Here is a 21,670-nt window from a genome sequence, read left to right as displayed (position 1 = left end):
TTTTATTTGATAAAGTTTAGTGCTAATCTAGAGTTTTAAGCTTTTAGAAATAATAATAGCGTCATTAGTTACAAATGGCATTGGCATCATTTCATCGGTTCTAGGTTTTATAGAAAAATTAGTATTACTTAATAAATCATAAGAAATTTCATTTATTATAAAATTTAAAACAGCGTCTTTATCAATAGAAAAAGAAAGCGAAACCTCTTTGTCTTGATTTCCTAAATGATACACTAAAAAAGTACCATTTCTTACGCTATACGTTTTTCCATCGTTAACTAAAACATCGTTCACTTTAAATTGCCTTAGCTTTAGAGGAGTTTTTGTAATAAATTCAAACTTATTTATTTTTCTATTTGGCGTTATCGTCAATTCTAAAAATCGTTTATTGCCAATAACAGTATCTATTTCTGTTATAATTTCTGAAGATGAAATAGCTCTATTTTCTGTTTTCTTATGATATTTAAAACGAGTATTGTATTTACTTTTTGTTTCTGCATTTGTAATACTTCCTTTTATTGCAGATGCATCAAAAATTTGTTCTGTATAAGCATCTAAAGTAGTATTATAAGTACCAAAATAAGCAGTGTTATCATCAGAATTCTGAATATAAACAATACTGTTCGGTTTTTTATTTTCTATAGAGAAACCACTATTAAAAGAAGCAATTCCAAAGAAAATAAGAGTTAACAAACCTGCTGATTTTTGCATCCAAAAAGATTTTTTTTGATAAAAAGTAAAAATCATTAAACCAAAAACTAATGCTATAATAATTCCGCTTACAAATAAAATACCCAAACCTAAACCAACGGGAAACATTTTAATTAAAGGCGCAAAAATATAAATAGTTGGTATAGATAATATGGTGAATAAAATTCGTTTGGCTTTTTCTTCTAAATCCATAAAAATGGCAATTGCTAAAATGAATAATGCAGAAAAAACAGGAATGATAAAAAAGCTAGCTCCTTTTAAATAGATACTGATAAGAACATTAATTATCAGCCAAATAAAAATGGGCGCAATTAATAAATCTGTAGTTTTATCTTGCTTTAAAAAGTATTTGTATACTTTAAATAAAATCCAAAGGTTTAAGAAAACAAAAGCAATAATATACGTGTAACCATTATAGGTAAAACCATGTAAAATGTCTTTGTATTGTGGGTGAATAACCAATAATAATTTCCATAATCCAAAAGAAACTCCACCACATAAAATAATTGAAAATAGAAAAGGAATAAAGCTTTTAAAACTACTTTTTACAGTTAATTTATTAAAAGAAATTCCGAAGAAGAGTAACACTACAAAAAGAATAATAGCAATAATTAATAGAGGAGAACTCCAAGAAAACGGATAGGTTAATAACTTTGAAAACGGAAAATTAACATAGACAAAATCTTCATCAGAATTTAAGTTAGATAAATCTGAATTAGAAAAATAATTTAAAGATGTTGTAAAATAATCTGCTTGATGCAAGAGTGTTTCTCTGTCTAAACGCTCATAAGAATCTTGCGCTGTATGATAATCGAAATGATCGCCAATAAAAGCAAAGTTAAATCCGTTTATATCTGCATCTTCTCTAAAAACCGTCAAATCAGTATCGTTAGGTAATTTTTTGTAGATAGAATACATTAAGGAGTTTGTTGCAGGAAAGTTAGGTTTTGCAGCAATAAATTCTGATAAAAGCTTGCTGTTTTTACCATTAGTTTCCATTAACATATAACTTGGGCCACCACTTCCTCTAGCTTCAAAATTTAAAACCAAACCAATGTCTTTTGTCCATTTATGAGCATCAACAAAAGCTTGAGCACCTAATAAACCTAGTTCTTCAGCATCAGAAATTAGAATAATTATATCATTTTTTGGTGTTGTGTTTTTAGCTAAAAAAGCTCTTATTCCTTCTAAAATTGTAACTACACCAGAACCAGCATCACTTGCGCCAATAGAAGAATGTGGGTTAGAGTCGTAATGAGTTAGTAACATTAAAGCTTTTCCGTTTTCAGAACCTTTTATTTTGGCAATAATATTTTCTGTAGTTGTTGCTGCAAACCATTTTTTATTAATAGCAGTTTGGGTTTGTAGTTCTGTTTCTAAACCCATTTTTTGTAGTTCTGCAATAATATAATTCTGAACTTTTTTATGATCTTCAGAACCTACATAATGTGCTTCTTTTGTAATATTTTTAAGGTGATAAAGAGCGTTTTCTACAGAGAATTCAGTTTTTAAAGTTGCTTTTTCATTAGATAAAGAAGGTTTAGCATCAGAAAAACTCCAATAAATAACACCTAAAATTATAAACACAGAAACAAGGGAAGAAAAGGCTTTCATAAAATAAATAAGTTTCTATAAAAGTAGTAAATAAAAAAAACTTGAAAACAAATGTAAAACAAGCGTTAAAAATCTGTATTTTAGGTCGACTAAAACTAAACTATTATGGGAATTAAAAGCTTTCAAGGAAAAAGAGACACATCGCAACCAAAAGCAGCATCAGAAATATTAGTATCTGATTATATGACAACTACCTTAATAACTTTTAAGGCAGAAGATTCTTTAGACCATGTAATTAATCAATTAATTACCTATAAAATTTCTGGAGGTCCTGTTGTAAATGATAAAAATGAGCTTATTGGTATTATTTCTGAAACGGACTGTATTAAACATATTTCTGAAAGTAAATACTATAATATGCCTGCAGATACCAATAATACTGTTGGTAAATATATGGTTACAGATGTAGATACTATAGACAAAGACATGAACATTTTTGATGCCGCTTTTAAGTTTATTAGTTCTCACAGAAGAAGATTTCCTGTGGTAGAAAACGGAAAACTAATTGGGCAATTAAGTCAGAAAGATGTTTTAAAAGCTGCAATTAAAGTACAAGGTAATACTTGGTAGAAGTTAATTTTTTTTAGCATCTATTTCTACTTGAATTCTTTTTTTTGCTTCTTTTAGTTTTTTCATTTTAGCATCCATTTCAGTTTTTCTAACAATATTTATTGAGTCTAATCTTTTTTGATTGGCATCTTTCTGTTGTTATTAAACCCGTTCATTTAAGAATCTCTTTTTATTAGTAAAAAAGTTTCATTTTCTAAAGGTAAATAACCTTCATCATAAATATAAAAATAAGTATTTCCTGTCTTGGTTTTATAGATAGATGTAAAGAATTGAAAGTCGAAACCTTTGTCGTATAATTTGGTTCGTGTTACTTTTGTTTTGCCAGAAATGTTTAATTCAGATAAAATTTTATAATTTTTTCGAAGTCTGTTATTAATATTTCTAATGAGGTTTTTACTGTCTTTATTTACTCTATTATTGTATGCATTTCTACAATAATCAGAACAGAATTTCTTATCTACTCTACCTTTTAAGACTTCTTCGCACTCTAAACACTTTTTGTTATCCATAGTGTAAATTTACAACAAATTATCCGTTTACAAACGACTACAAATAATTACAACCGAAAGTAATTGTTTTGTAACCGAATAAAATTGGAGTTGTGTCGCAACTTTGCAGAGTCAAAACGAATTGACAAATAATAATAATTTAAAAAACTTATCTTATGAGTACGTTAAGAAACAAAGTACAGTTAATTGGAAATTTAGGAAACAACCCAGAAATTATCACTTTAGATAGTGGTAAAAAACTTGCAAAATTTTCTATTGCAACAAATGAAAGCTATAAAAATGCAAATGGCGAAAAAGTAACAGACACACAATGGCATAACATTGTAGCTTGGAACAAAACAGCAGAAATTATAGAAAAATATTTAGAAAAAGGAAATGAAGTTGCAATTGAAGGAAAACTTACTTCTAGAAGTTATGAAACCAAAGAAGGAGAAAAGAGATATGTAACAGAAGTAGTCTGTAACGAATTACTAATGTTAGGAGGAAAATAGCCTTGTAATATTTGTTATGAGAATTGAAAAACCACCTTAAATGAGGTGGTTTTTTTGTTAAATAAACCTGAAATTTATAGAGATTAAAATAACAGCAATATTTTTTTGTAACTTACAACATCAATATCTAAATAAGAAAACTATGCCAAACTATAATTTAAACATTAACGGAAAAATGAGATCTGTTTCTGTAGACGAAGACACACCATTATTGTGGGTTTTAAGAGACGAACTTAATTTAGTAGGCACAAAATTTGGTTGCGGAATTGCGCAATGTGGCGCTTGTACAGTTCATATAGATGGTGTTGCAACAAGAAGTTGCCAAATGCAAGTTTCTATTTTAGATGATGTAAAAATTACAACAATTGAAGGCTTGTCTAATGATGGAAAACATCCAGTACAAGAAGCTTGGAAAGAAATTGATGTTCCACAATGTGGTTATTGCCAAGCAGGACAAATAATGACTGCAACAGCTTTTTTAAATGAGAATAAAAATCCTTCAGAAGAAGAAATTAGACAAGCAATGCACGGAAATATTTGTAGATGTGCATCATATAATAGAATTGAAAAAGCGGTAAAAGTTGCTGCAAAAAAAATGTCTTAAAAACTGAAAAATGAAACTTCATAAAAACGATAATTTTAGTAGAAGAAACTTTTTAAAGACATCAGTTTTGGCAAGTGGTGGCTTATTAATAGGTTTTAATTTAATTACAGCTTGCAAAACTGAAGCAGAAATGCCAGTAGATATTGCAAACTTAAATTTTAACGATTTTAATGCATTTATTAAAATTTCTGATGATGGTTATGTAACTATTTTTTCTCCAAATCCAGAAATTGGCCAAGGTGTAAAAACATCTATGCCAATGATTATTGCAGAGGAATTAGATGTAGAATGGAGTAAAGTAAATGTTGTTCAAGGTGCTTTAGATACCAAAAATTTTCAAAGACAAGTTGCAGGAGGAAGCCAATCTATACGCTTTGGCTGGGACGCTTTAAGACAAACAGGAGCAACTACAAGACAAATGTTAATAAATGCTGCCGCAGCAAAATGGAACGTAGATGCATCTACTTGTAAAGCATCAAAAGGAATTATAACAAACGAAAATGGAGATAAATTAGGTTATGGAGAAGTTGTAAAAGAAGCAGCTTTATTAGAAGTGCCAGATGATGTTAAGTTGAAAGAAATTAAAGATTTTACAATTATTGGACAAGAAATTGTAAACGTAGATATTGATAAAATTATAACTGGAAAACCATTGTTTGGATTAGATTATAAAGCAGAAGGAATGGTATATGCTTCCGTTTTAAGACCCCCAGCATTTGGTCAAAAGTTAGAAAGTTTTAATGATACTAAAGCCAAAGCAGTAAATGGTGTTTCTGAAGTTATAAAATTTGGAGATAAAGTTGCCGTTTTAGCCAATTCAACATGGGCAGCAATGAAAGGCAAAAAAGCACTCTCTGCAGTTTGGAATGATGAAAAATTTGAATCTACAGAAAATCATAATGAAATCTTAACCAATATCTTAGATGGTAAAGAGTTTAAAGTAGAAAGAGAAGATGGAAATATTAAAAAGGCTTTTAAAACGGCAGATAAAGTAATAGAAAGAACATATCATTCTCCTTTTTTACCCCACAATTGTTTAGAACCAATGAATTTTTATGCAGATGTAACTGAAGATAAAGTTCATTTAGTTGGACCAATTCAAACGCCACAATGGACCGTGAATAGAGTTGCTAAACTATTAGACAGAAAAGCCGAAGATATTTCTTGTAAAATGACAAGAATGGGAGGTGGTTTTGGTAGACGTTTATATGGAGATTTTGCTTTAGAAGCTGCAGAAATTTCTAGTTTGGCAAAGAAACCTATAAAAGTTATATTTTCTAGAGAAGATGATATGACCGCTGGTACTTATAGACCAGCAATAAAATACAGAATTGCAGCATCTTTAAAAGATGGAAAAGTAACAGGTTATCATTTAAAAGAAGCTGCTGTAAACGGGAATATGTATGGCTTAATACCTAACTTTTTTCCTGCAGGTTGTATACCAAATTATAAAGTAGAAACAGGAAATTATAAAAGTAATATAACAACAGGAGCTTGGAGAGCACCTTACACTAATTTTTTAGCATTTGCAGAACAAAGTTTTTTTGATGAATTAGCAGCAGAATTAAATGTTGATGCAATTCAGTTACGTTTAGATTTGCTTCAAAATGTAAAAAATACAGACGATAAAAAAATAGAGTATTCTGGACAAAGAATGGAGGACACTATTAAATTAGTTAGAGAAAAAGCAAATTGGGGCAAAACTAAAGAAGGAGTTTACCAAGGATTTGCAGCCTATTATAGCCATAATACACACGTTGCAGAAATAGCAGACATTGTTTTAAAAGATGGTTTTCCTGTTGTTAAAAAAGTAACAGTTGCAGCAGATTGCGGAGTTGTTGTAAACCCAACAGGAGCAAGGAACCAAGTTGAAGGTGGAGTTTTGGATGGAATTGGGCATGCAATGTATGCAGATTTATCTTTTAAAAAAGGTAAACCTAATTCTAAAAACTTTGATACATATAGGTTGATAAGAATGCAAGAAACACCAAAGGTAGAGGTGTATTTTGTTGAAAATCAATTATCTCCAACAGGTTTAGGAGAACCAGGTTTACCACCTGCAGGAGGTGCTGTTGCAAATGCAATTAATGTAGCTTTAGGCAAGAGAATGTATAGTCAGCCGTTTGTAAAAGAGTTAAAAAAGGAAAATGTTTTAGGATAGAAAATTATTATTTTAAATTAATAACTCTTTCTTCAAAAATAAAAGTACCACTATCGGAAATACCTTCAATAAAAAGAGTGAATTTTTCTGATGTTTTTTTAATATTAAATGAAACAGATCCATCTTTATTTATTTGTTTTCTAGGAAACCAATCAATTACTCCATAACTTTTGTAGAAAGTGTTGTTGTAATTTTTATATTTTGGAACATAGAATTTTTTCGATTTATGAAAAGTAATTGGAAAATTAAATTTTTGAGTTGTTTCTTTTAAAGATTTTTTTGAATAATCGTTGTTTTTTGTGAAAATTCTGATTACACCAGCACCACCCCTTACACCAGCACTAAAACCTAATTTATCTATTTCAATATACTCCACATTGTCTAGGTAAAAATTATAAAAATAAGTGAAGTTTGTAATTTGTATATTATTAAGAAAGATTGCAGGGACATTTACACCAAAGTCAACAGTATTCTTAATTATTGGTGTAATAACAAATGTGCCTGTAGAAGTATCATCCATAGCTCTAAAGCCTCCTTTTATATTAATATATTGGGCAAGTGTCATTCCTTCTTTTTCATAATCATTTAAAAAATGAACTTTGCCAAAAGACTTGTTTTCAATTCTTTCAATTTTTTCTTTTTTTTGATTAACTTTAATTACAAATTCTTCTAACATTTGAGTGTTATTTAAAGAATTTAAAAATGAAATGTCAAAATAATTTTCAATAGGATAAGTATTATTTTTTGGCTTTAAAGATTCAAATTTCTTATTAAGTAAAGGTATATTGCTAGGAGTAAATTGAATGTATACAGAAGGTTTAATTAATTTACCTTTTTTATTAATTCCAGATAAATATAATATTTCATCATTAATTGGATAAAAGTTTGTTGCACTAATAGATTTAGATTTTTCATTTAATGTAAGTATTTCAGAACTTTTGTTAGACAATCCATGAACAATAATACTATTATCTTTATCAATATTATTTAACTTTAAGGAGATTCCTTGTTCAAACTCATTACTATAATTTGGTGTAAAATTGAAAATTTCTTTCCAATTATAACTACTCCAACCCTGGGTTAATAGTAAATTATCTAAATCATATTTTTTTTGCTTACTAATATTTAAAAAATAATAACTACTATTTTCAACTACACCGTTTATGTAGGGTTGAATAAGTGTTTGTGATATTATAGTATTATTTTTTTTATATGATTTAGTATTTGAAGGTAAAATAGAGGTACTTAAGTTATTAAGTTTATAATCTGATTGAGAATTATAAGACAACTTAATAGATAAAGAATCTTGTTTTTCTTGCAATTCTACTTTAGTGCTTTTTAAAAAAGAAATACCATTGTAGTTAAAGATTAAGCGTTCAGAAATTGGATTATTATTTTCGTCAAAAAGAGTAAAAATATTAATTCCAGGATTTAAATCTTTAAAATTTACTTTCTTTGTTAACAACAGTTTATCTCTAAATTCAAAGTTTAATGAGCTAATTTCGGACCCATTATGGATTATAACTTTGTATTTTTTATTAACTATATTTTTTAATGAAATTTTATTAGTTACTAAAGAAATATAGATATTATCTTTAACCTGTTTTGTTTTTAAAACAATACCTGTGGTTTCTATTTTTTGTGAGAAATGAAAAATTTCTTTCTTTTCATTTAGCGAAATAACAATTTTATAATCTTTTGATTTTTCTGGTAGAAAAGAAAACCTCCCAATACCTAACTTATTTACTTTAAATGATGTAATTGTGTCTTTATTGTTGTGAATAATATCTCCTGAAACATTTGGTATACCATATCCATTTTTATCTTTTAATATTACACCTATAGTATTAATAACATTATGAACTAGATGACCACCTTCAGGTAAAAATTGGGCATCAATTAAAGAATCATTTTTTGTCTTTTCTAAAAACTTATTTTTCTCTGGATCTATAACTTTAAATTTTTCTACATAAAAATTTTGTTGATTAAAATTTAACATCCAATTTGTATACGCTTTAAAAGTATACTCTCCTGTAGTAAAAATTGAATCTAATTTAAAAACACTATTAGAAAAGCCATTTTCTACCTTAATAAGTTGTCTTTTTATTATTTTATTATCAGCGTCAGTAACCGTGCAATAAAGGTTTGTAGATATTTTAGAGGGTTTTTTAGTCTTTTTATTAATGATATAAGATGTAAAACCAATACTTTCTCCTTTAATATATGTGCTTTTGTTTAAGTGACTATAAACTACTTCTTGATATTTATTTGTGTACAAGAAAAAAGAAGAATCTATACTTTTATCTTTAAATAACTCTTGACTGGTTAGAGAGAGTTGAAATAAAAGAATAATTAAAGAAATTATTTTTACTTTAAACGGGTAATTGTATAGCATTTTTTTAAGTTTAGTTGCTAAAAAATAGCAACAACAATTATACCGAATTTTATTAACAAAAAATCTCAAGATAAAAATTATCTTGAGATCTTAATTTGTGTCTTTACACGATAGTGTCTAATGAAAACTCATTAGAAATATATTATGCTGATACAGCTAACCTATTTTTCTTTTTATAGTTACTAGGAGAACAGTTAAACATTTCTCTAAACTTTTTAGAAAAATAACTTCTACTAGAAAAACCTAAACTATAAACAATTTCAGAAATACTTAAATCTGTATTGATAATTAATTCTTCAGATTTTTTTAAACGAACAGATCTAATGTATTCACAAACAGTTAATCCATGCATTAACTTAAAACCTTCTTGTACTTTTGCAGCTGTAAGACCAACTTTACGAGTTAAAACACTTACTCTATGATCCATATCTGGGTAATTATTTACATATTCAGTTAAGTCTTTTATCAACTCCATTTCACTTTTTGTTAACGAAGAAGTAACAGTTTCTAGACTAATTAAATCCTTTTTGTGTTGCTCTATTTCTAATGCTAAAATTAAGTTTACAATTCCTTTTCTTAATAACGTTTTTACAATACCTTCATTATCAATTGCCTTTAATTGCTTAATGTTTTCAGCAATTTTTAAGTTGTAAGAACCTAAATAGATATAATCTTCTTTCTTACTAGTAATAAATGCTTCTTTTAAAGCAGCATTAATTTTAGAAGGAGTTCTTTTATTAAGAGCTGTGTTTACAGAAATTATAGTTGTATTTGTTTCTACACCTTTAAAAATTGTTAAAGTATTTTTATTAGAAACAATATTAGATATGATACTTGTTTGAAAAGTCTCTATTGTATTTGTAACACCTGTTTTTTGAAAAGAGTGAGATACTTTACCTTTAGAACAATATGCAAAGTTTATATGAGAACCAGCATTTGTATCTATATCTATTTGTAAATCTTGGTTTGCCGTAATATTAAATTCTAATAAGCTAATACCATCTTCTAAACTTACAGAGCGAATTGTTCCATGACCTATTTTACTATTAATTGTAAGTATATTTTCTCCAGTTGAAGAATTTAATGTACCTCCAATTTGTTTTTGTAATTTATTAAAAAATAAATTTAAGCCGTTTAATTTAGAATTTATAGTAATCATAATTGGTTGAGTTTTTAGATTAATATTATTTTTTTGTTCATTAAAAGTGAAATTCAAAACTTATTAAATCTTCACTTAAAACGATACTGCAAAGTAAATACCTAAACCAACCTTTTCTGTTACACAATTTTATTTTTTTGTTATAAGATTTCACATGTTTGCTTATATTATGGTTTTAAACCACTAATAATTAGTTGTTTACATTGTTTTTATTTGAAAATATAACCTTGCTGTTTAAGAATTATATAATAAAATGCTGAAATTATGTAATTCCTTTACCTATAATATATTCTAAATTTGAAGTAGATTATTAACCAACAAATTACACGTCATGAAAAATGCAATTTTAATATCTATGTTTATTTCAATGGGATTTGTTTTAAAATCAGAATCGAACCAAACTAGTTTTGAAAACATTAATAAAGAGGAAGTAACCGCAACATTTGATGGAGCAGAAGGAAATTATTATTTCTTTACAGATTCTAATAATAAAGCATTACAGTTTGAAGATGTAGATGAGAAAGTAAAGAAAAGTTACGATTTAATAAATGGAGATTACGTAGGTAAAGAATTTAACATTAATTATAAAGGTGAAAAAATTGTAAACCTAAAGAGAATTGATAATTAAGAAAGACAGATTTATTTATAAAGTATAAGAAGAGACCATTTAATAAATGGTCTTTTTTAATGGGTGATTTTTAATTTAAAAATGAAGAAAAGGATTTAAAATTAAGAAGGCAGATCTTTTAAATAAGTTTAATCTGTAGCACTTTTAATTTTATAACCAATAATACCGCAAATTACTGCAAGAATTAATAATAAGTGAATTAGTAATGACCCTATTGCGTAAACAAAGAAGCCTAAGGCCCAAATTATTACTACAAGAATTGTTATAGTGTATAAGAAGGTTTTCATTTTTAATTAATTTTTTCAATTATACTTTCAAAATTTTCTTTATGCTCTAATAGAATTTCTTCGGCTTCATTTGCAAGAGCATTTATCGAACTATTATTCGATGTTTCAGTAAGTTCATCTATAAGATTAATCTGGGTTTCAACCATATCATTAATCTTTTCTAAATATTTTTTTTGACGTTTTTCCTCTCCATCTTTTGTAAAAGTTTTATCTTCTAAAACCAATACATCATTTTTATCTGGTATAAGCACTAACTCTTCTCTAGAAAGTTCTTTTAAGTTTTTTAAATGGTTAGTTATATCTACATTAAAAGTATCTAAAAGAGATTTTGTTTCTAAAGTTAAAGAGTCTTTAGCTTTAATATAATTGCTATAATTAATTAAATTAATATAGTTTTTACTAACGGAAACCAAGAGTTTAGCTTCTTCTTTATTTTTGTTGATTTTATCTTGTTTATTGTATGCTTTGTCTTGTTTTGACTTGCTATTATTGTTTGTATCACATGAAAACAGCAAAAACAGAAAAACACTAATAAGACAACTTAATAGTATATTTTTATGAATATTCATTGTATGACTTGTTTTGTCGTACAAAGGTGAATAAAACTAAACGTTATGTTGTTATATAATTTTAAAGAGAACTTACAGAATTCCAATCATATTTAAAGAATGCTAAATATTTAGGTAAAACTTATAACAAAAATAAAAAATTATTTTAAAGGAAGAAACACCTCAAAAGTTGCACCTTTATCTAATTCGCTTTCTGCAAAAATAAAACCTTGGTGATTTTCCACTATTTTTTTACAAATAGACAATCCAATTCCTGTACCAGAATATTCGTTTTTGTTGTGCAATCTACTAAATAACACAAAAATCTTTTCTGCATATTCTTGATCAAAACCTATACCATTGTCTTTAAAAGTAATTCTATGGTAGTAATTGTATTTTGGGTTCTTTAATTTAGAAACAGAATTTGCTTTTACTTTAGAATGAGTAATTGTAATTAATGGCGCTTTATTGTCTTTGCTATACTTTAGAGAGTTACCAATTAAATTGGTAAACAATTGCTGAATTTGAAAAGGTATAACCTTTATTACCGGAATTGCATCTGCTATTATTTTTGCATTTTTTTCTGAAATATTTTCTGCTAATTCTTGCTTTGCATTTTCTAATAAAATATTCATGTTGGTAACTTCTAAAACATCTTCAGATTTGTTGGTTCTGGAGAACTGTAGTAAGTCATCAATTAGTAAGCGCATTCTAGCAGCTGCGGTTTTTATTCTATCTAAATATAGTGTACCTTTTTCTGATAAATTTTCTGATTCTTTGTCTTCTAATCTAGAAATAAAGGTTTGAATTTTACGAAGTGGTTCTTGTAAATCATGACTTGCAACATGGTTAAATGAAGACAATTCTTTGTTATTACGTTCTAATTCTAAATTTCTTTCTTCAAGTAATCTGTAATTTTCAATTTCGTCAGTAATATCTGCTGTTGTACCTAAAAGTTTCCTCTGATCATTATTTACTATAACTTTTCCATAAGCTTTAAAATGTCTAATATTTCCGTTTTTTTGTACAATCCTGTAATAGATAAAAGGCAAGTTTTCTTCTACCATCATTCTATCTACTTGTTTTTGAAGCTTCTTAACATCTTCTGGATGTACAAATTCCATAAAATTTTCTATTGTTGAAGGAAAAGACTGTGGTTGTTCACCTAATAAGCGATATAAATTATCAGAATATTCGAACCTATTGTCATCAAGATATAAGGTCCAATTTCCGTGCTTACTTACAATTTCAGATTGATTTGTAGATTCTTTAAAAATTTCTAGTTGTTCGTTTTTACGTTTAAGAACTTTTAAATCTTTACTTATTTTGGCATATGTAAGTAGCAGTAGTAAGAGTGTTAATATTAATACAGAGTATATAATTAGAGGTGTATTTGTTAAACTTTTAGAACTTTTTTCTTTACGAACCAGTAGTAGACCTTTTTCATGATTAATCATTTCGTTAATTTCTGAACGAATTTCATTCATTTTTTTTCTACCCAGTACCAAAAGCATATCAAACTCAATAGTATCTAATCTATCTACTTTAGAATACTTAAAAGTCTTATCGTAAATATCTAAAATGTCATCAATTAATACATTAAGATTTTTTAAACTCTTTTGCTGTGTATCATCATTTCTTGTAAGTTCTTTAAGTCTTGCAAAACTATTGTTAGTTTTTTCTCTACTTGCAAAAAAAGGCTCTAAAAAAACACTGTCTTTAGAAATAAGATAACCTTTTTGGCCAGTTTCAGTATCTTTTAAATAAGATAGTATTTGCTCTAATTCTACACTAACTTCGTAAGTATGTTCTACCAGATCAAAAGATTCCACAAGGTTTTGTATATGCTTGTATGCGAAACCACCAATACAAAGTATTAAGAAAAGACTAATACCAAATATGGTTTTTAAAAAACGTTCCGATTTTATAATTGTAAGTTTCACTTTATAAACGTAATAAAAAGTTATCTTTATTTAAACCACTTGTATGATATTGCCAATTAATGGTTACCACATTAGACAATACTTTTTTTAATTTTTTGAAATCATCTGGCTTTTTTATATAAATATTGGCACCCATTACAAATGTGTTTTCTATATCTTCTTCAGAAGCAGATGTAGAGTAAATTGCAATTGCAATATCTTTAAAACGGTCATTATTTTTTATCTCTAATAAACATTCCATCCCAGATTTTTTTGGCATATTTAAATCTAGAAAAAGAATATTTGGTAATGAGTTTATTTCACTATTTAAGTAGTTCATTAACTCTACACCATCGTTATAAGTTTCAACTTTGGTGTTTATTTTTAATTCTTCGAAAGCTTCTTCAAAAAATAATCTGTCATCTTCATCATCATCCGCCAAAACGATATAAATGCTATCTTCTTGCATATTTAATTATTTAATTTGTTGCTTAACTCTCTTCTCTTTGTAATTATTCTTTGAAATGCAGATGGTGTAATACCAGTTGTATTTTTAAATTGTGTGCTTAAATGAGCAACGCTAGAATAATTTAATTTAAATGCGATATCTGTAAGTGTGAGTTCGTTGTTAGTAATTAACTGTTTTGTATATTCTATTTTTTGAAGAATAATAAAGTTTTCTATAGAGGTAAAGGTAACTTCAGAAAATAAGTTAGACAAATAGCCATAACTGTGCTCTAGTTTTTCTGATAGATATACAGAGCTCTTTACATTAATAACATTATCTTCATTAAAAACCATATCTACTATGGTGTCTTTAATTTTTTGAACTAATATACTTTTCTGATTTTCTACAATTTCACTTCCATATTCACCTAAAGCTTCATTTAGAGAATTTAATTTTTCTTTAGAAATTTTTTCTAAAAATTCAATTTCACCAAAACTTAAAGCTCTGTATTTAACACCAAGTTCTTCCAGTTTTTCTTCAAGAACTTTGTTACAGATTGCTGTAAAATCGAATTTTATAAATATTTTCATATCTGAGGGGTATTACTATGCTAATATAGTAGATATTTACATATTATTAAATTTATATATTTATATAATAGTTTAGGCTAATTTTTTGAGTAAAATTTATGGTTGATAATAGGCGTTTTTACAAGGATTTAAAGTCTCATGACATTCCGTTAAGAGAACTTTTAAAGAGTGAGAATTTTTTTAATTCTGTTCCAAGTAATTGGTTTGTTATAGTAACAGATATTTTAGATTCTACAAGTGCTATAAAAAAAGGATTGCACCATGATGTTAATTTAGTTGCCACAGGAAGTATTATTACTGTTTTAAATAAAATAAAAACAATAGATAAAAATTGTTCTATCCCTTATTTTTTTGGTGGAGATGGGGCTTCCTTTATCATTCCAGAAGAATTATTTAACGATGTTTTTTCTGCTTTAGAAAATTATAGCAAACATGTAAAAAAGAACTTTAATTTTACTTTAAGAGTTGGTAAAATGAAAGTTAGTGATGTTTATAAAAGTAACTCTACTTTAAGAATAGCTAAACTTAAGCTTAATAAATTTTTGGTAACTCCTGTTGTTATTGGAAATGGTTTAAAATTTGCAGAAAATTCTATAAAAAATAATTTTGTACCTTCTTTAGATGAAGAAAATTTAATTCCTTTTGTAGATTTAAGCGGAATGGAATGTAGATGGGACGAAATAAAACCAAGAGACACAGAAAGGAAAGTTATTTGCTTATTAGTAATGTGTAAAGATGAGGCAAAACAAGCAGAAATTTTTACTAAAATAATGGATGAGGTAGATTATGTTTTTGGAGAATTAAGTTTAAGAACACCTATAACAACTGTAAAATTAAAACTTAATACATCATTATCTAAAATTAGAAAAGAGATGTATGCCCGTTTAGGAAAATTTGATGCACAGTATTTGATTAAAAATTGGGTAATTACCAACTTTGGTAAATACTATTTTAAATTTTTTAAAGAGGGAAAAGAGTATCTTTTTAAAGTTTCTCAATTATCAGATACTATTATGTTAGACGGTTCTATAAATACTGTTTTTTCTGGTACAGATAAACAAATTAGCAACTTAAAATTACTTTTAGATTCTTTAGAGTCAGATAGAGAAATAATTTACGGAATACATGCTACTTATGCATCTATAATGTCTTGTTATATTGAAGATAGAGATGAAAAACATATTCATTTTGTTGATGGAACAGAAGGAGGTTATACAAGTGCAGCAGGCGAATTAAAGAAAAAACTAAAGGCACATATAGCATATTTTTAAAATAGTTTTTCTGTATTAAAAATAAAAAAGGCCGCTTTAAGCGGCCTTTTTTATTCTACTATTTTATTTACTAGTTCTCACCAGTTTCATTTTTAGCGTCTTTAATCATTTTATCATCTGGTACAATAGCTACGTTTACTCTTCTGTTTTTTGCTCTTCCTTCAGCAGTAGAGTTGTCATATTTTGGTTGTGTTTCTCCATACCATAAAGTTTCAAATCTACTAGAAGCAAGACCATTATTAACCAAATAACTTGTTACAGATTTAGCTCTTTTTTCTGATAAAGACATGTTATAGTCGTCTTTACCAGAACTATCTGTATGACCTACTACTAAAATTTTAGTGTCAGGAAATTCTGCAAAAACACCAGAAAGCTTCTTTAAAGTTTCTTGAGATTTTGTGTTAATATTAGATTTATTCGTATCAAAATACACACCACTATTCTCATCAAAAGTTACAACAATACCATTGTCTACTCTTTCTACTTTAGCACCAGGAATTTCTGTTTCTATTTTTTTAGCTTGGTCGTCCATTTTCTTACCAATTAAAACTCCTGCACCACCTCCAAGAACTCCACCAATTACAGCACCTAGTTTTCCGTTTTTACCACTTCCAACATTGTTTCCAATAATTGCTCCAATAAGTGCACCTGCTCCAGCACCAATTACTCCTCCTTTTTGTTTATTGTTTGCATTTTTTGTTGCTTCACAGCTAGAAAAACCTAATGTTAAGGTTAATGCTAATGCAAAAATTGATGTTTTTTTAATTAATTTTTTCATAATATTTTATTGTTTGGTAAAGTTCATGTTAATAATAAATTGTGTTCCATCTACATTTAAGTACTGTTTCCACTGCATTGTAGTTTCAGATAATTCTGTTAATTGTAATCTAAAACCAGTATTGTCTTTATTGTTTTTTGGTTTCAATAAAAAGTCATAATAACCAGAATCAGCATCTATTTCTTGAACAACAAAAATAAAATCTCTTTCTCCGTTTACACAATCTGCATTGTTAATTGCATAAGTTCCAGAATTATTATTTGGTACAAATTTCCATGCACTACCCTCAAAACATTCTTTAGCAGAATCGTTAAACATAGTAACCTTATAATCTCCTGTTTTACTATAATTAATTTTGTTTAAAACCCAATTTCCTTTAATTACTTTTTCTTTTAAACGTACATTTTTAGATGCACCACAAGAAAAAAGTGTCAGTGCAAATATAAAAATCATTATTTTTTTCATAATTATTATCTTTTTTTGATTGTTACAAATTAACGATAGAAATATTTATAAATGTAACTCAAAAGCAAAAAATGTGGATGCATTTAAAAATAAATCTCTTGGGCTAATCTAAAGGTATTTGCGTGTGCATTTACAATGATGTTAATGTCTTTAGAATAACCTCCACCCATAGAACACATCACAGGAATTTTGTTGTTGAAGCACGTTTGTAATACGAATCTGTCTCGTTCTTTACAACCTTCAATTGTTAATGAAAGTTTACCCAACTTATCACTTTCAAGAACATCTACACCACATAGATAGTATATGAAATCCGGTTTTTCTATGTTGATGAGTTTTGGAAGCGTGTTTTTTAAGATTGATAAATATTCGTCATCTTTTGTATCATTTTCTAAAGGAATGTCTAAATCGCTTTTTTCTTTAATAAAAGGATAATTGCTTTTTCCATGCATAGAAAATGTAAAGACAGATTTGTCATTCCGAAAGATTTCTGCAGTTCCATTTCCTTGATGCACATCTAAATCTACAATTAAAATCTTTTTAGCCAATCCTTTATTCTGAAGATATTTTGCTCCAATTGCTTGGTCATTTAACATACAAAAAGCTTCTCCACGATTCGAAAATGCATGATGCGTTCCCCCAGCAATATTCATTGCAATTCCGTTTTTAATTGCAAATTCAGATGCTTTCATAGTACCATCTGCAATTATCATTTCTCTTTCTACAAGTACTTCTGAAACAGGAAAGCCAATTTTTCTTGCTGCTTTTTGTGAAAGCTGCATATTTAATAAATCAAAAAAATATTCAGGATCGTGAACAGTAAAGAAATACTTGTTATTCGGAATTTCAGGTTCGAAGAAGTTTTCTTCTACACAAGTTTCTTCGTAAATTAATTGTTGTGGTAAAAGGTCATATTTTTCCATTGGAAAACGATGACCTTCTGGTAATTCGTGTTTATATATTGGATGATATGCTATTTTTAGCATTAACTAACTTCTTGTCCGTTTTTTACTTGTTGTTGTGGTTCTACAAAAGCCAATTTTCCATCAGGTGTATCAGTCATTAAAATCATTCCTTGGCTTTCTACACCTTTAATTTTTCTTGGAGCCAGATTTACCAACACAGAAACCTGCTGACCAATGATATTTTCGGGAGAAAAACTCTCTGCAATACCTGAAACGATTGTTCTAGTATCAATTCCAACATCAACCTTTAATTTTAATAGTTTTTTTGTTTTTGGTACTTTCTCTGCTTCTAAAATGGTACCTATTCTAATATCTAATTTTGTAAAATCTTCAAAATTAATCGTATCTTTTTGTGGAACAATCGTTTTTTTCTCTTGTTCGTTTGCTTTTTTAGTTGCAATCAATTTTTGAAGCTGTTCTTCGATGGTTTTGTCTTCAATTTTAGAGAATAATAACTCTGCTTTGTTAATTTGATGACCATCAGAAATTAAAATATCTTTCTCTATTACATTTTCCCAAGAAAGGGTTTTATCAATATTTAAAATTGATTTTAATTTAGTTGAAGTAAAAGGCAAAAAAGGTTCAGATAAAACCGCTAAAGCTGCAGAAATCTGCAATGCAACATACATAATTGTCTTTACGCGTTCTTCATCTAATTTTATTACTTTCCAAGGTTCTTCATCTGCTAAATACTTGTTACCAAGTCTTGCTAAACTCATTAATTCTTGAGAAGCTTCTCTAAAACGATATCTTTCTATAGATTTTCCTATTGAAATTGGAAACTCTTTAACTGCTGCTAAAACGTCTTCATCAACTTCAGAAAAATCGTTTGGAGCAGGAATAATTCCTTGGTAATATTTATTCGTTAAAACCACAACTCTATTGATAAAGTTACCAAAAATGGCAACCAATTCGTTGTTATTTTTTGCTTGAAAATCTTTCCAAGTAAAATCGTTGTCTTTACTTTCTGGTGCGTTTGCAGTTAAAGTATAACGCAAAACATCTTGCTGATTTGGAAATTCTACTAAATATTCGTGCAACCAAACTGCCCAATTTTTAGATGTTGATAATTTATTTCCCTCTAAATTCAAAAATTCATTTGCAGGCACATTATCAGGTAAAATATAATCTCCATGCGCTTTTAACATACTTGGAAAAATAATACAGTGAAAAACAATATTGTCTTTCCCTATAAAATGAACCAATTTAGTATCGTCTTTTTTCCAATAATCTTCCCAGTTTTTTCCTTCTCTAGCAGCCCATTCTTTGGTGGATGAAATGTAGCCAATTGGTGCATCAAACCAAACATATAACACTTTTCCTTCTCCACCTTTTACAGGAACAGGAATTCCCCAATCTAAATCTCTGGTTACAGCTCTTGGTCTTAAACCATCTTCTACCCAAGATTTTACTTGTCCGTAAACATTTGGTTTCCAGTCTTTTTTATGCCCTTCTAAAACCCATTCACGTAAAAAATCTTCGTGCTTATCTAAAGGTAAAAACCAGTGTTTTGTTTCTTTTACTGTTGGTACATTTCCAGTAATTGCAGATTTTGGGTTGATTAAATCTGTTGCATTATGCGAAGTTCCACAGTTTTCACATTGGTCTCCATAACTTTCTTCGAAACCACATTTTGGGCAAGTTCCAACAACAAATCTATCTGCTAGAAATTGGTTTGCTTTTGCATCATATAATTGTTCAGACACTTCTTCAATAAATTCACCATCATTATACATTTTGGTAAAAAAATCAGAAGCAGTTTCATGATGAATTTTAGACGAAGTTCTTGAGTAATTATCGAAAGAAATTCCGAAATCTATAAAAGATTGCTTGATAATTCCATGATATTTATCGATAATAACTTGTGGAGAAACACCTTCTTTCTTTGCTCTCATTGGTATTGCAGCACCATGTTCATCTGAACCAGAAATGTAGGCAACATCTTTACCTATTAATCGTAAATAACGCGCATAAATATCTGCAGGAACGTAAACACCTGCCAAATGCCCAATATGAATAGGACCATTTGTGTAAGGTAAAGCAGCTGTAATTGTATATCTTTTTGGAGCACTCATGTGTTCTGTATATTAATTTTGGACTAATTTTTGAAGTGCAAAAGTACAAAAAACCGAGTTTTAAAAGTCATTGAAAATAGATACATTTACATTAAGAAGATATTTTGATTTTTAGAACCAAGAAACAATACAAATTTTGAAGAAATTTATAGTATTTATAGCTTTTTTTATGATGTTTTTTTCATCTGTAAAAGCGCAAGAAAAATTAATAACTCCACCTTATTTAAAAGTGGGAGATACAATTGCAATTGTTGCACCTGCAGGAATTCTAAAAAACAGACAAGCAACCATTACAAAAGCCAAGAAATTAGGAGAGAGTTGGGGTTTAAAAGTGGTTTTAGGGAAGAATATGTTCAATCAGAATAATCATTTTTCTGGAACAGATATTGAGCGATGTGAAGATTTTCAGCAAGCTTTAGACAACCCGAATATTAAAGCAATTTGGGCTGCAAGAGGTGGTTATGGTTCTGTTAGAATTTTAGATATGTTAGATTTTACGAAGTTTAAAAAGAACCCAAAATGGGTTATTGGATATTCGGATATTACTGCGTTTCACAATCATATAAATAATTTAGGTGTAGAAACTGTTCATGGAATGATGGCAACCAGTTTAGAGGAAAAACCAGAAGAAATTACACAGACAATTGCAAGTTTTAAAAAAGTGCTTTTTGGAGAAGAAATTTCTTATAAAATTAAATCATCAAAATATAATAGAACAAATTCATTAAAAATTATTGAAGGAGAACTTGTTGGAGGAAATATAGCCATTTTAACATCGATGTTAGGTTCTAAAAGTCAAATGAATACTGATAATAAAATTCTATTTATTGAAGAAATTGGCGAATACAAATATTCCATTGATAGAATGTTACAGAGTTTAAAAAGAGCTGGATATTTTACAAAAGTAAATGCAGTAATTGTTGGTAATATGTCTTTAATAAAAAAGAATTCCACAAAATGGGGAAGTTCTATTGAGCAATTAATTTTAGATGTTGTTCCAGAAAATGTTCCTGTTTTATTCGATTTTCCTGCAGGACATGAAGCCGATAATAGAGCGTTGATTTTTGGGAGAATAATTCAGTTGGCAGTTGGCAGTGAGCAGTATTCAGTCAGATTTACTGATTAAATTAGCGTTTTTATTTTGAATATAGATGCATCTATATCATTATAAAGTTTTTCGAATCTATTTTTTCTATTCAACTGATTCTTAATTTCTTTTCCTTCAAAACCACCAATAAAATTGAGCCATTTGAATTTAGATTTATTGTGATTTTCTTCGTCTAAATTAAAATCAATACTAAGAACAACTTTTTTTATTTCTTCAGAAAACGAAGTTTTAAATACTTTTTCTATAAATCTGTTTATCTCAATTTCAAATTGTTGTATTTCATCATCAGTAATTTTTTTATCATTTTGATGTCTTAAGCTCTCTTTTTGGAGAAATTTTAGATATTTAAGAAGTGTTTCTGAATTCATATT

General features: G+C 28.0%; 21 protein-coding genes. 7 read left to right on the top strand and 14 right to left on the bottom strand.

The features are described 5' to 3' along the window. Positions 1 to 27 precede the first annotated feature (27 nt). Entirely contained in the window at positions 28 to 2,325 is a 2,298-nt protein-coding gene (locus tag H9W90_RS12330; RefSeq protein WP_187481892.1) for a M28 family peptidase, read from the bottom strand. A gap of 105 nt (positions 2,326 to 2,430) precedes the next feature. On the opposite strand from H9W90_RS12330, the gene H9W90_RS12325 reads away from it, so the two are divergent. Further along, entirely contained in the window at positions 2,431 to 2,895 is a 465-nt protein-coding gene (locus H9W90_RS12325; RefSeq protein ID WP_187481891.1) for a CBS domain-containing protein, read from the top strand. A gap of 155 nt (positions 2,896 to 3,050) precedes the next feature. Here the strand turns inward: H9W90_RS12325 and H9W90_RS12320 are convergent, their stop codons facing one another. Then, positions 3,051 to 3,404: a hypothetical protein gene (locus H9W90_RS12320; protein WP_187481890.1), complete on the bottom strand. Its 354-nt coding sequence runs from the start codon at positions 3,402 to 3,404 to the stop codon at positions 3,051 to 3,053. Positions 3,405 to 3,559: 155 nt separating this feature from the next. Between H9W90_RS12320 and H9W90_RS12315 the strand changes: the two genes are divergently transcribed. From H9W90_RS12315 to H9W90_RS12305, 3 genes are all read left to right on the top strand, one after another. Further along, positions 3,560 to 3,895 carry a single-stranded DNA-binding protein gene (locus H9W90_RS12315; RefSeq protein ID WP_187481889.1) on the top strand — a complete coding sequence of 112 codons (336 nt, stop codon included), beginning with the start codon at positions 3,560 to 3,562 and terminating at the stop codon, positions 3,893 to 3,895. Positions 3,896 to 4,037: 142 nt separating this feature from the next. Next, positions 4,038 to 4,499, top strand: a complete 462-nt coding sequence (locus H9W90_RS12310) for a (2Fe-2S)-binding protein (RefSeq protein WP_187481888.1) — start codon at positions 4,038 to 4,040, stop codon at positions 4,497 to 4,499. A 10-nt stretch (positions 4,500 to 4,509) separates the two neighbouring features. Then, entirely contained in the window at positions 4,510 to 6,660 is a 2,151-nt protein-coding gene (locus tag H9W90_RS12305) for a xanthine dehydrogenase family protein molybdopterin-binding subunit (RefSeq protein ID WP_187481887.1), read from the top strand. A gap of 7 nt (positions 6,661 to 6,667) precedes the next feature. Here the strand turns inward: H9W90_RS12305 and H9W90_RS12300 are convergent, their stop codons facing one another. Together H9W90_RS12300 and H9W90_RS12295 are read right to left on the bottom strand one after the other, a co-directional pair. Continuing rightward, a complete protein-coding gene (locus H9W90_RS12300) occupies positions 6,668 to 9,055 on the bottom strand; it encodes an RNA polymerase beta'' subunit family protein (RefSeq protein WP_187481886.1) in 2,388 nt (795 codons plus the stop codon). A gap of 142 nt (positions 9,056 to 9,197) precedes the next feature. Then, on the bottom strand, positions 9,198 to 10,214 hold the full coding sequence (locus tag H9W90_RS12295) for a helix-turn-helix domain-containing protein (protein WP_187481885.1): 1,017 nt from the start codon (positions 10,212 to 10,214) through the stop codon (positions 9,198 to 9,200). 331 nt (positions 10,215 to 10,545) lie between these two features. Between H9W90_RS12295 and H9W90_RS12290 the strand changes: the two genes are divergently transcribed. Further along, entirely contained in the window at positions 10,546 to 10,842 is a 297-nt protein-coding gene (locus tag H9W90_RS12290) for a hypothetical protein (protein WP_187481884.1), read from the top strand. A gap of 128 nt (positions 10,843 to 10,970) precedes the next feature. On the opposite strand, the gene H9W90_RS12285 is transcribed toward H9W90_RS12290, so the two are convergent. The 5 genes from H9W90_RS12285 to H9W90_RS12265 all read right to left on the bottom strand — a co-directional run bounded on the left by H9W90_RS12285 (position 10,971) and on the right by H9W90_RS12265 (position 14,637). Beyond that, positions 10,971 to 11,129, bottom strand: coding sequence for a lmo0937 family membrane protein (locus tag H9W90_RS12285; protein ID WP_187481883.1), 159 nt, complete (start codon positions 11,127 to 11,129; stop codon positions 10,971 to 10,973). Between the two features lie 2 nt (positions 11,130 to 11,131). Continuing rightward, the gene (locus H9W90_RS12280; protein WP_187481882.1) at positions 11,132 to 11,698 is read right to left on the bottom strand and encodes a hypothetical protein; all 567 of its coding nucleotides are present in this window, start codon (positions 11,696 to 11,698) and stop codon (positions 11,132 to 11,134) included. 140 nt (positions 11,699 to 11,838) lie between these two features. After that, the gene (locus H9W90_RS12275) at positions 11,839 to 13,620 is read right to left on the bottom strand and encodes a CHASE3 domain-containing protein (protein ID WP_187481881.1); all 1,782 of its coding nucleotides are present in this window, start codon (positions 13,618 to 13,620) and stop codon (positions 11,839 to 11,841) included. 1 nt (position 13,621) lies between these two features. Then, positions 13,622 to 14,068: a response regulator gene (locus tag H9W90_RS12270; protein WP_187481880.1), complete on the bottom strand. Its 447-nt coding sequence runs from the start codon at positions 14,066 to 14,068 to the stop codon at positions 13,622 to 13,624. Positions 14,069 to 14,070: 2 nt separating this feature from the next. Continuing rightward, the gene (locus tag H9W90_RS12265) at positions 14,071 to 14,637 is read right to left on the bottom strand and encodes a helix-turn-helix domain-containing protein (protein ID WP_187481879.1); all 567 of its coding nucleotides are present in this window, start codon (positions 14,635 to 14,637) and stop codon (positions 14,071 to 14,073) included. 98 nt (positions 14,638 to 14,735) lie between these two features. Here H9W90_RS12265 and H9W90_RS12260 point away from each other — a divergent pair, with 98 nt between their 5' ends. Next, on the top strand, positions 14,736 to 15,908 hold the full coding sequence (locus tag H9W90_RS12260; protein ID WP_187481878.1) for a DUF3095 family protein: 1,173 nt from the start codon (positions 14,736 to 14,738) through the stop codon (positions 15,906 to 15,908). Positions 15,909 to 15,978: 70 nt separating this feature from the next. Here the strand turns inward: H9W90_RS12260 and H9W90_RS12255 are convergent, their stop codons facing one another. From H9W90_RS12255 to metG, 4 genes are all read right to left on the bottom strand, one after another. Further along, complete coding sequence (locus H9W90_RS12255) at positions 15,979 to 16,686, bottom strand: YiaD family glycine zipper/OmpA-like lipoprotein (protein WP_187481877.1); 708 nt, start codon at positions 16,684 to 16,686, stop codon at positions 15,979 to 15,981. A gap of 6 nt (positions 16,687 to 16,692) precedes the next feature. Further along, positions 16,693 to 17,151, bottom strand: coding sequence for a lipocalin family protein (locus H9W90_RS12250; protein WP_187481876.1), 459 nt, complete (start codon positions 17,149 to 17,151; stop codon positions 16,693 to 16,695). An 83-nt stretch (positions 17,152 to 17,234) separates the two neighbouring features. Continuing rightward, entirely contained in the window at positions 17,235 to 18,137 is a 903-nt protein-coding gene (locus tag H9W90_RS12245) for a histone deacetylase family protein (protein WP_187481875.1), read from the bottom strand. After that, positions 18,137 to 20,191: a methionine--tRNA ligase gene (metG, locus tag H9W90_RS12240; RefSeq protein WP_187481874.1), complete on the bottom strand. Its 2,055-nt coding sequence runs from the start codon at positions 20,189 to 20,191 to the stop codon at positions 18,137 to 18,139. Before metG ends, H9W90_RS12245 begins: the two co-directional genes overlap by 1 nt. Positions 20,192 to 20,363: 172 nt before the next feature. Here metG and H9W90_RS12235 point away from each other — a divergent pair, with 172 nt between their 5' ends. Then, positions 20,364 to 21,317 carry a S66 peptidase family protein gene (locus H9W90_RS12235; RefSeq protein WP_187483985.1) on the top strand — a complete coding sequence of 318 codons (954 nt, stop codon included), beginning with the start codon at positions 20,364 to 20,366 and terminating at the stop codon, positions 21,315 to 21,317. On the opposite strand, the gene H9W90_RS12230 is transcribed toward H9W90_RS12235, so the two are convergent. Beyond that, positions 21,314 to 21,667, bottom strand: a complete 354-nt coding sequence (locus H9W90_RS12230) for a hypothetical protein (RefSeq protein ID WP_187481873.1) — start codon at positions 21,665 to 21,667, stop codon at positions 21,314 to 21,316. The genes H9W90_RS12235 and H9W90_RS12230 overlap by 4 nt on opposite strands. Positions 21,668 to 21,670 lie beyond the last annotated feature (3 nt).

This window comes from Polaribacter pectinis, assembly GCF_014352875.1.
In the GTDB taxonomy this organism is placed as follows: Bacteria; Bacteroidota; Bacteroidia; order Flavobacteriales; family Flavobacteriaceae; genus Polaribacter; species Polaribacter pectinis.
This window is presented reverse-complemented; position numbering and strand designations above follow the sequence as displayed.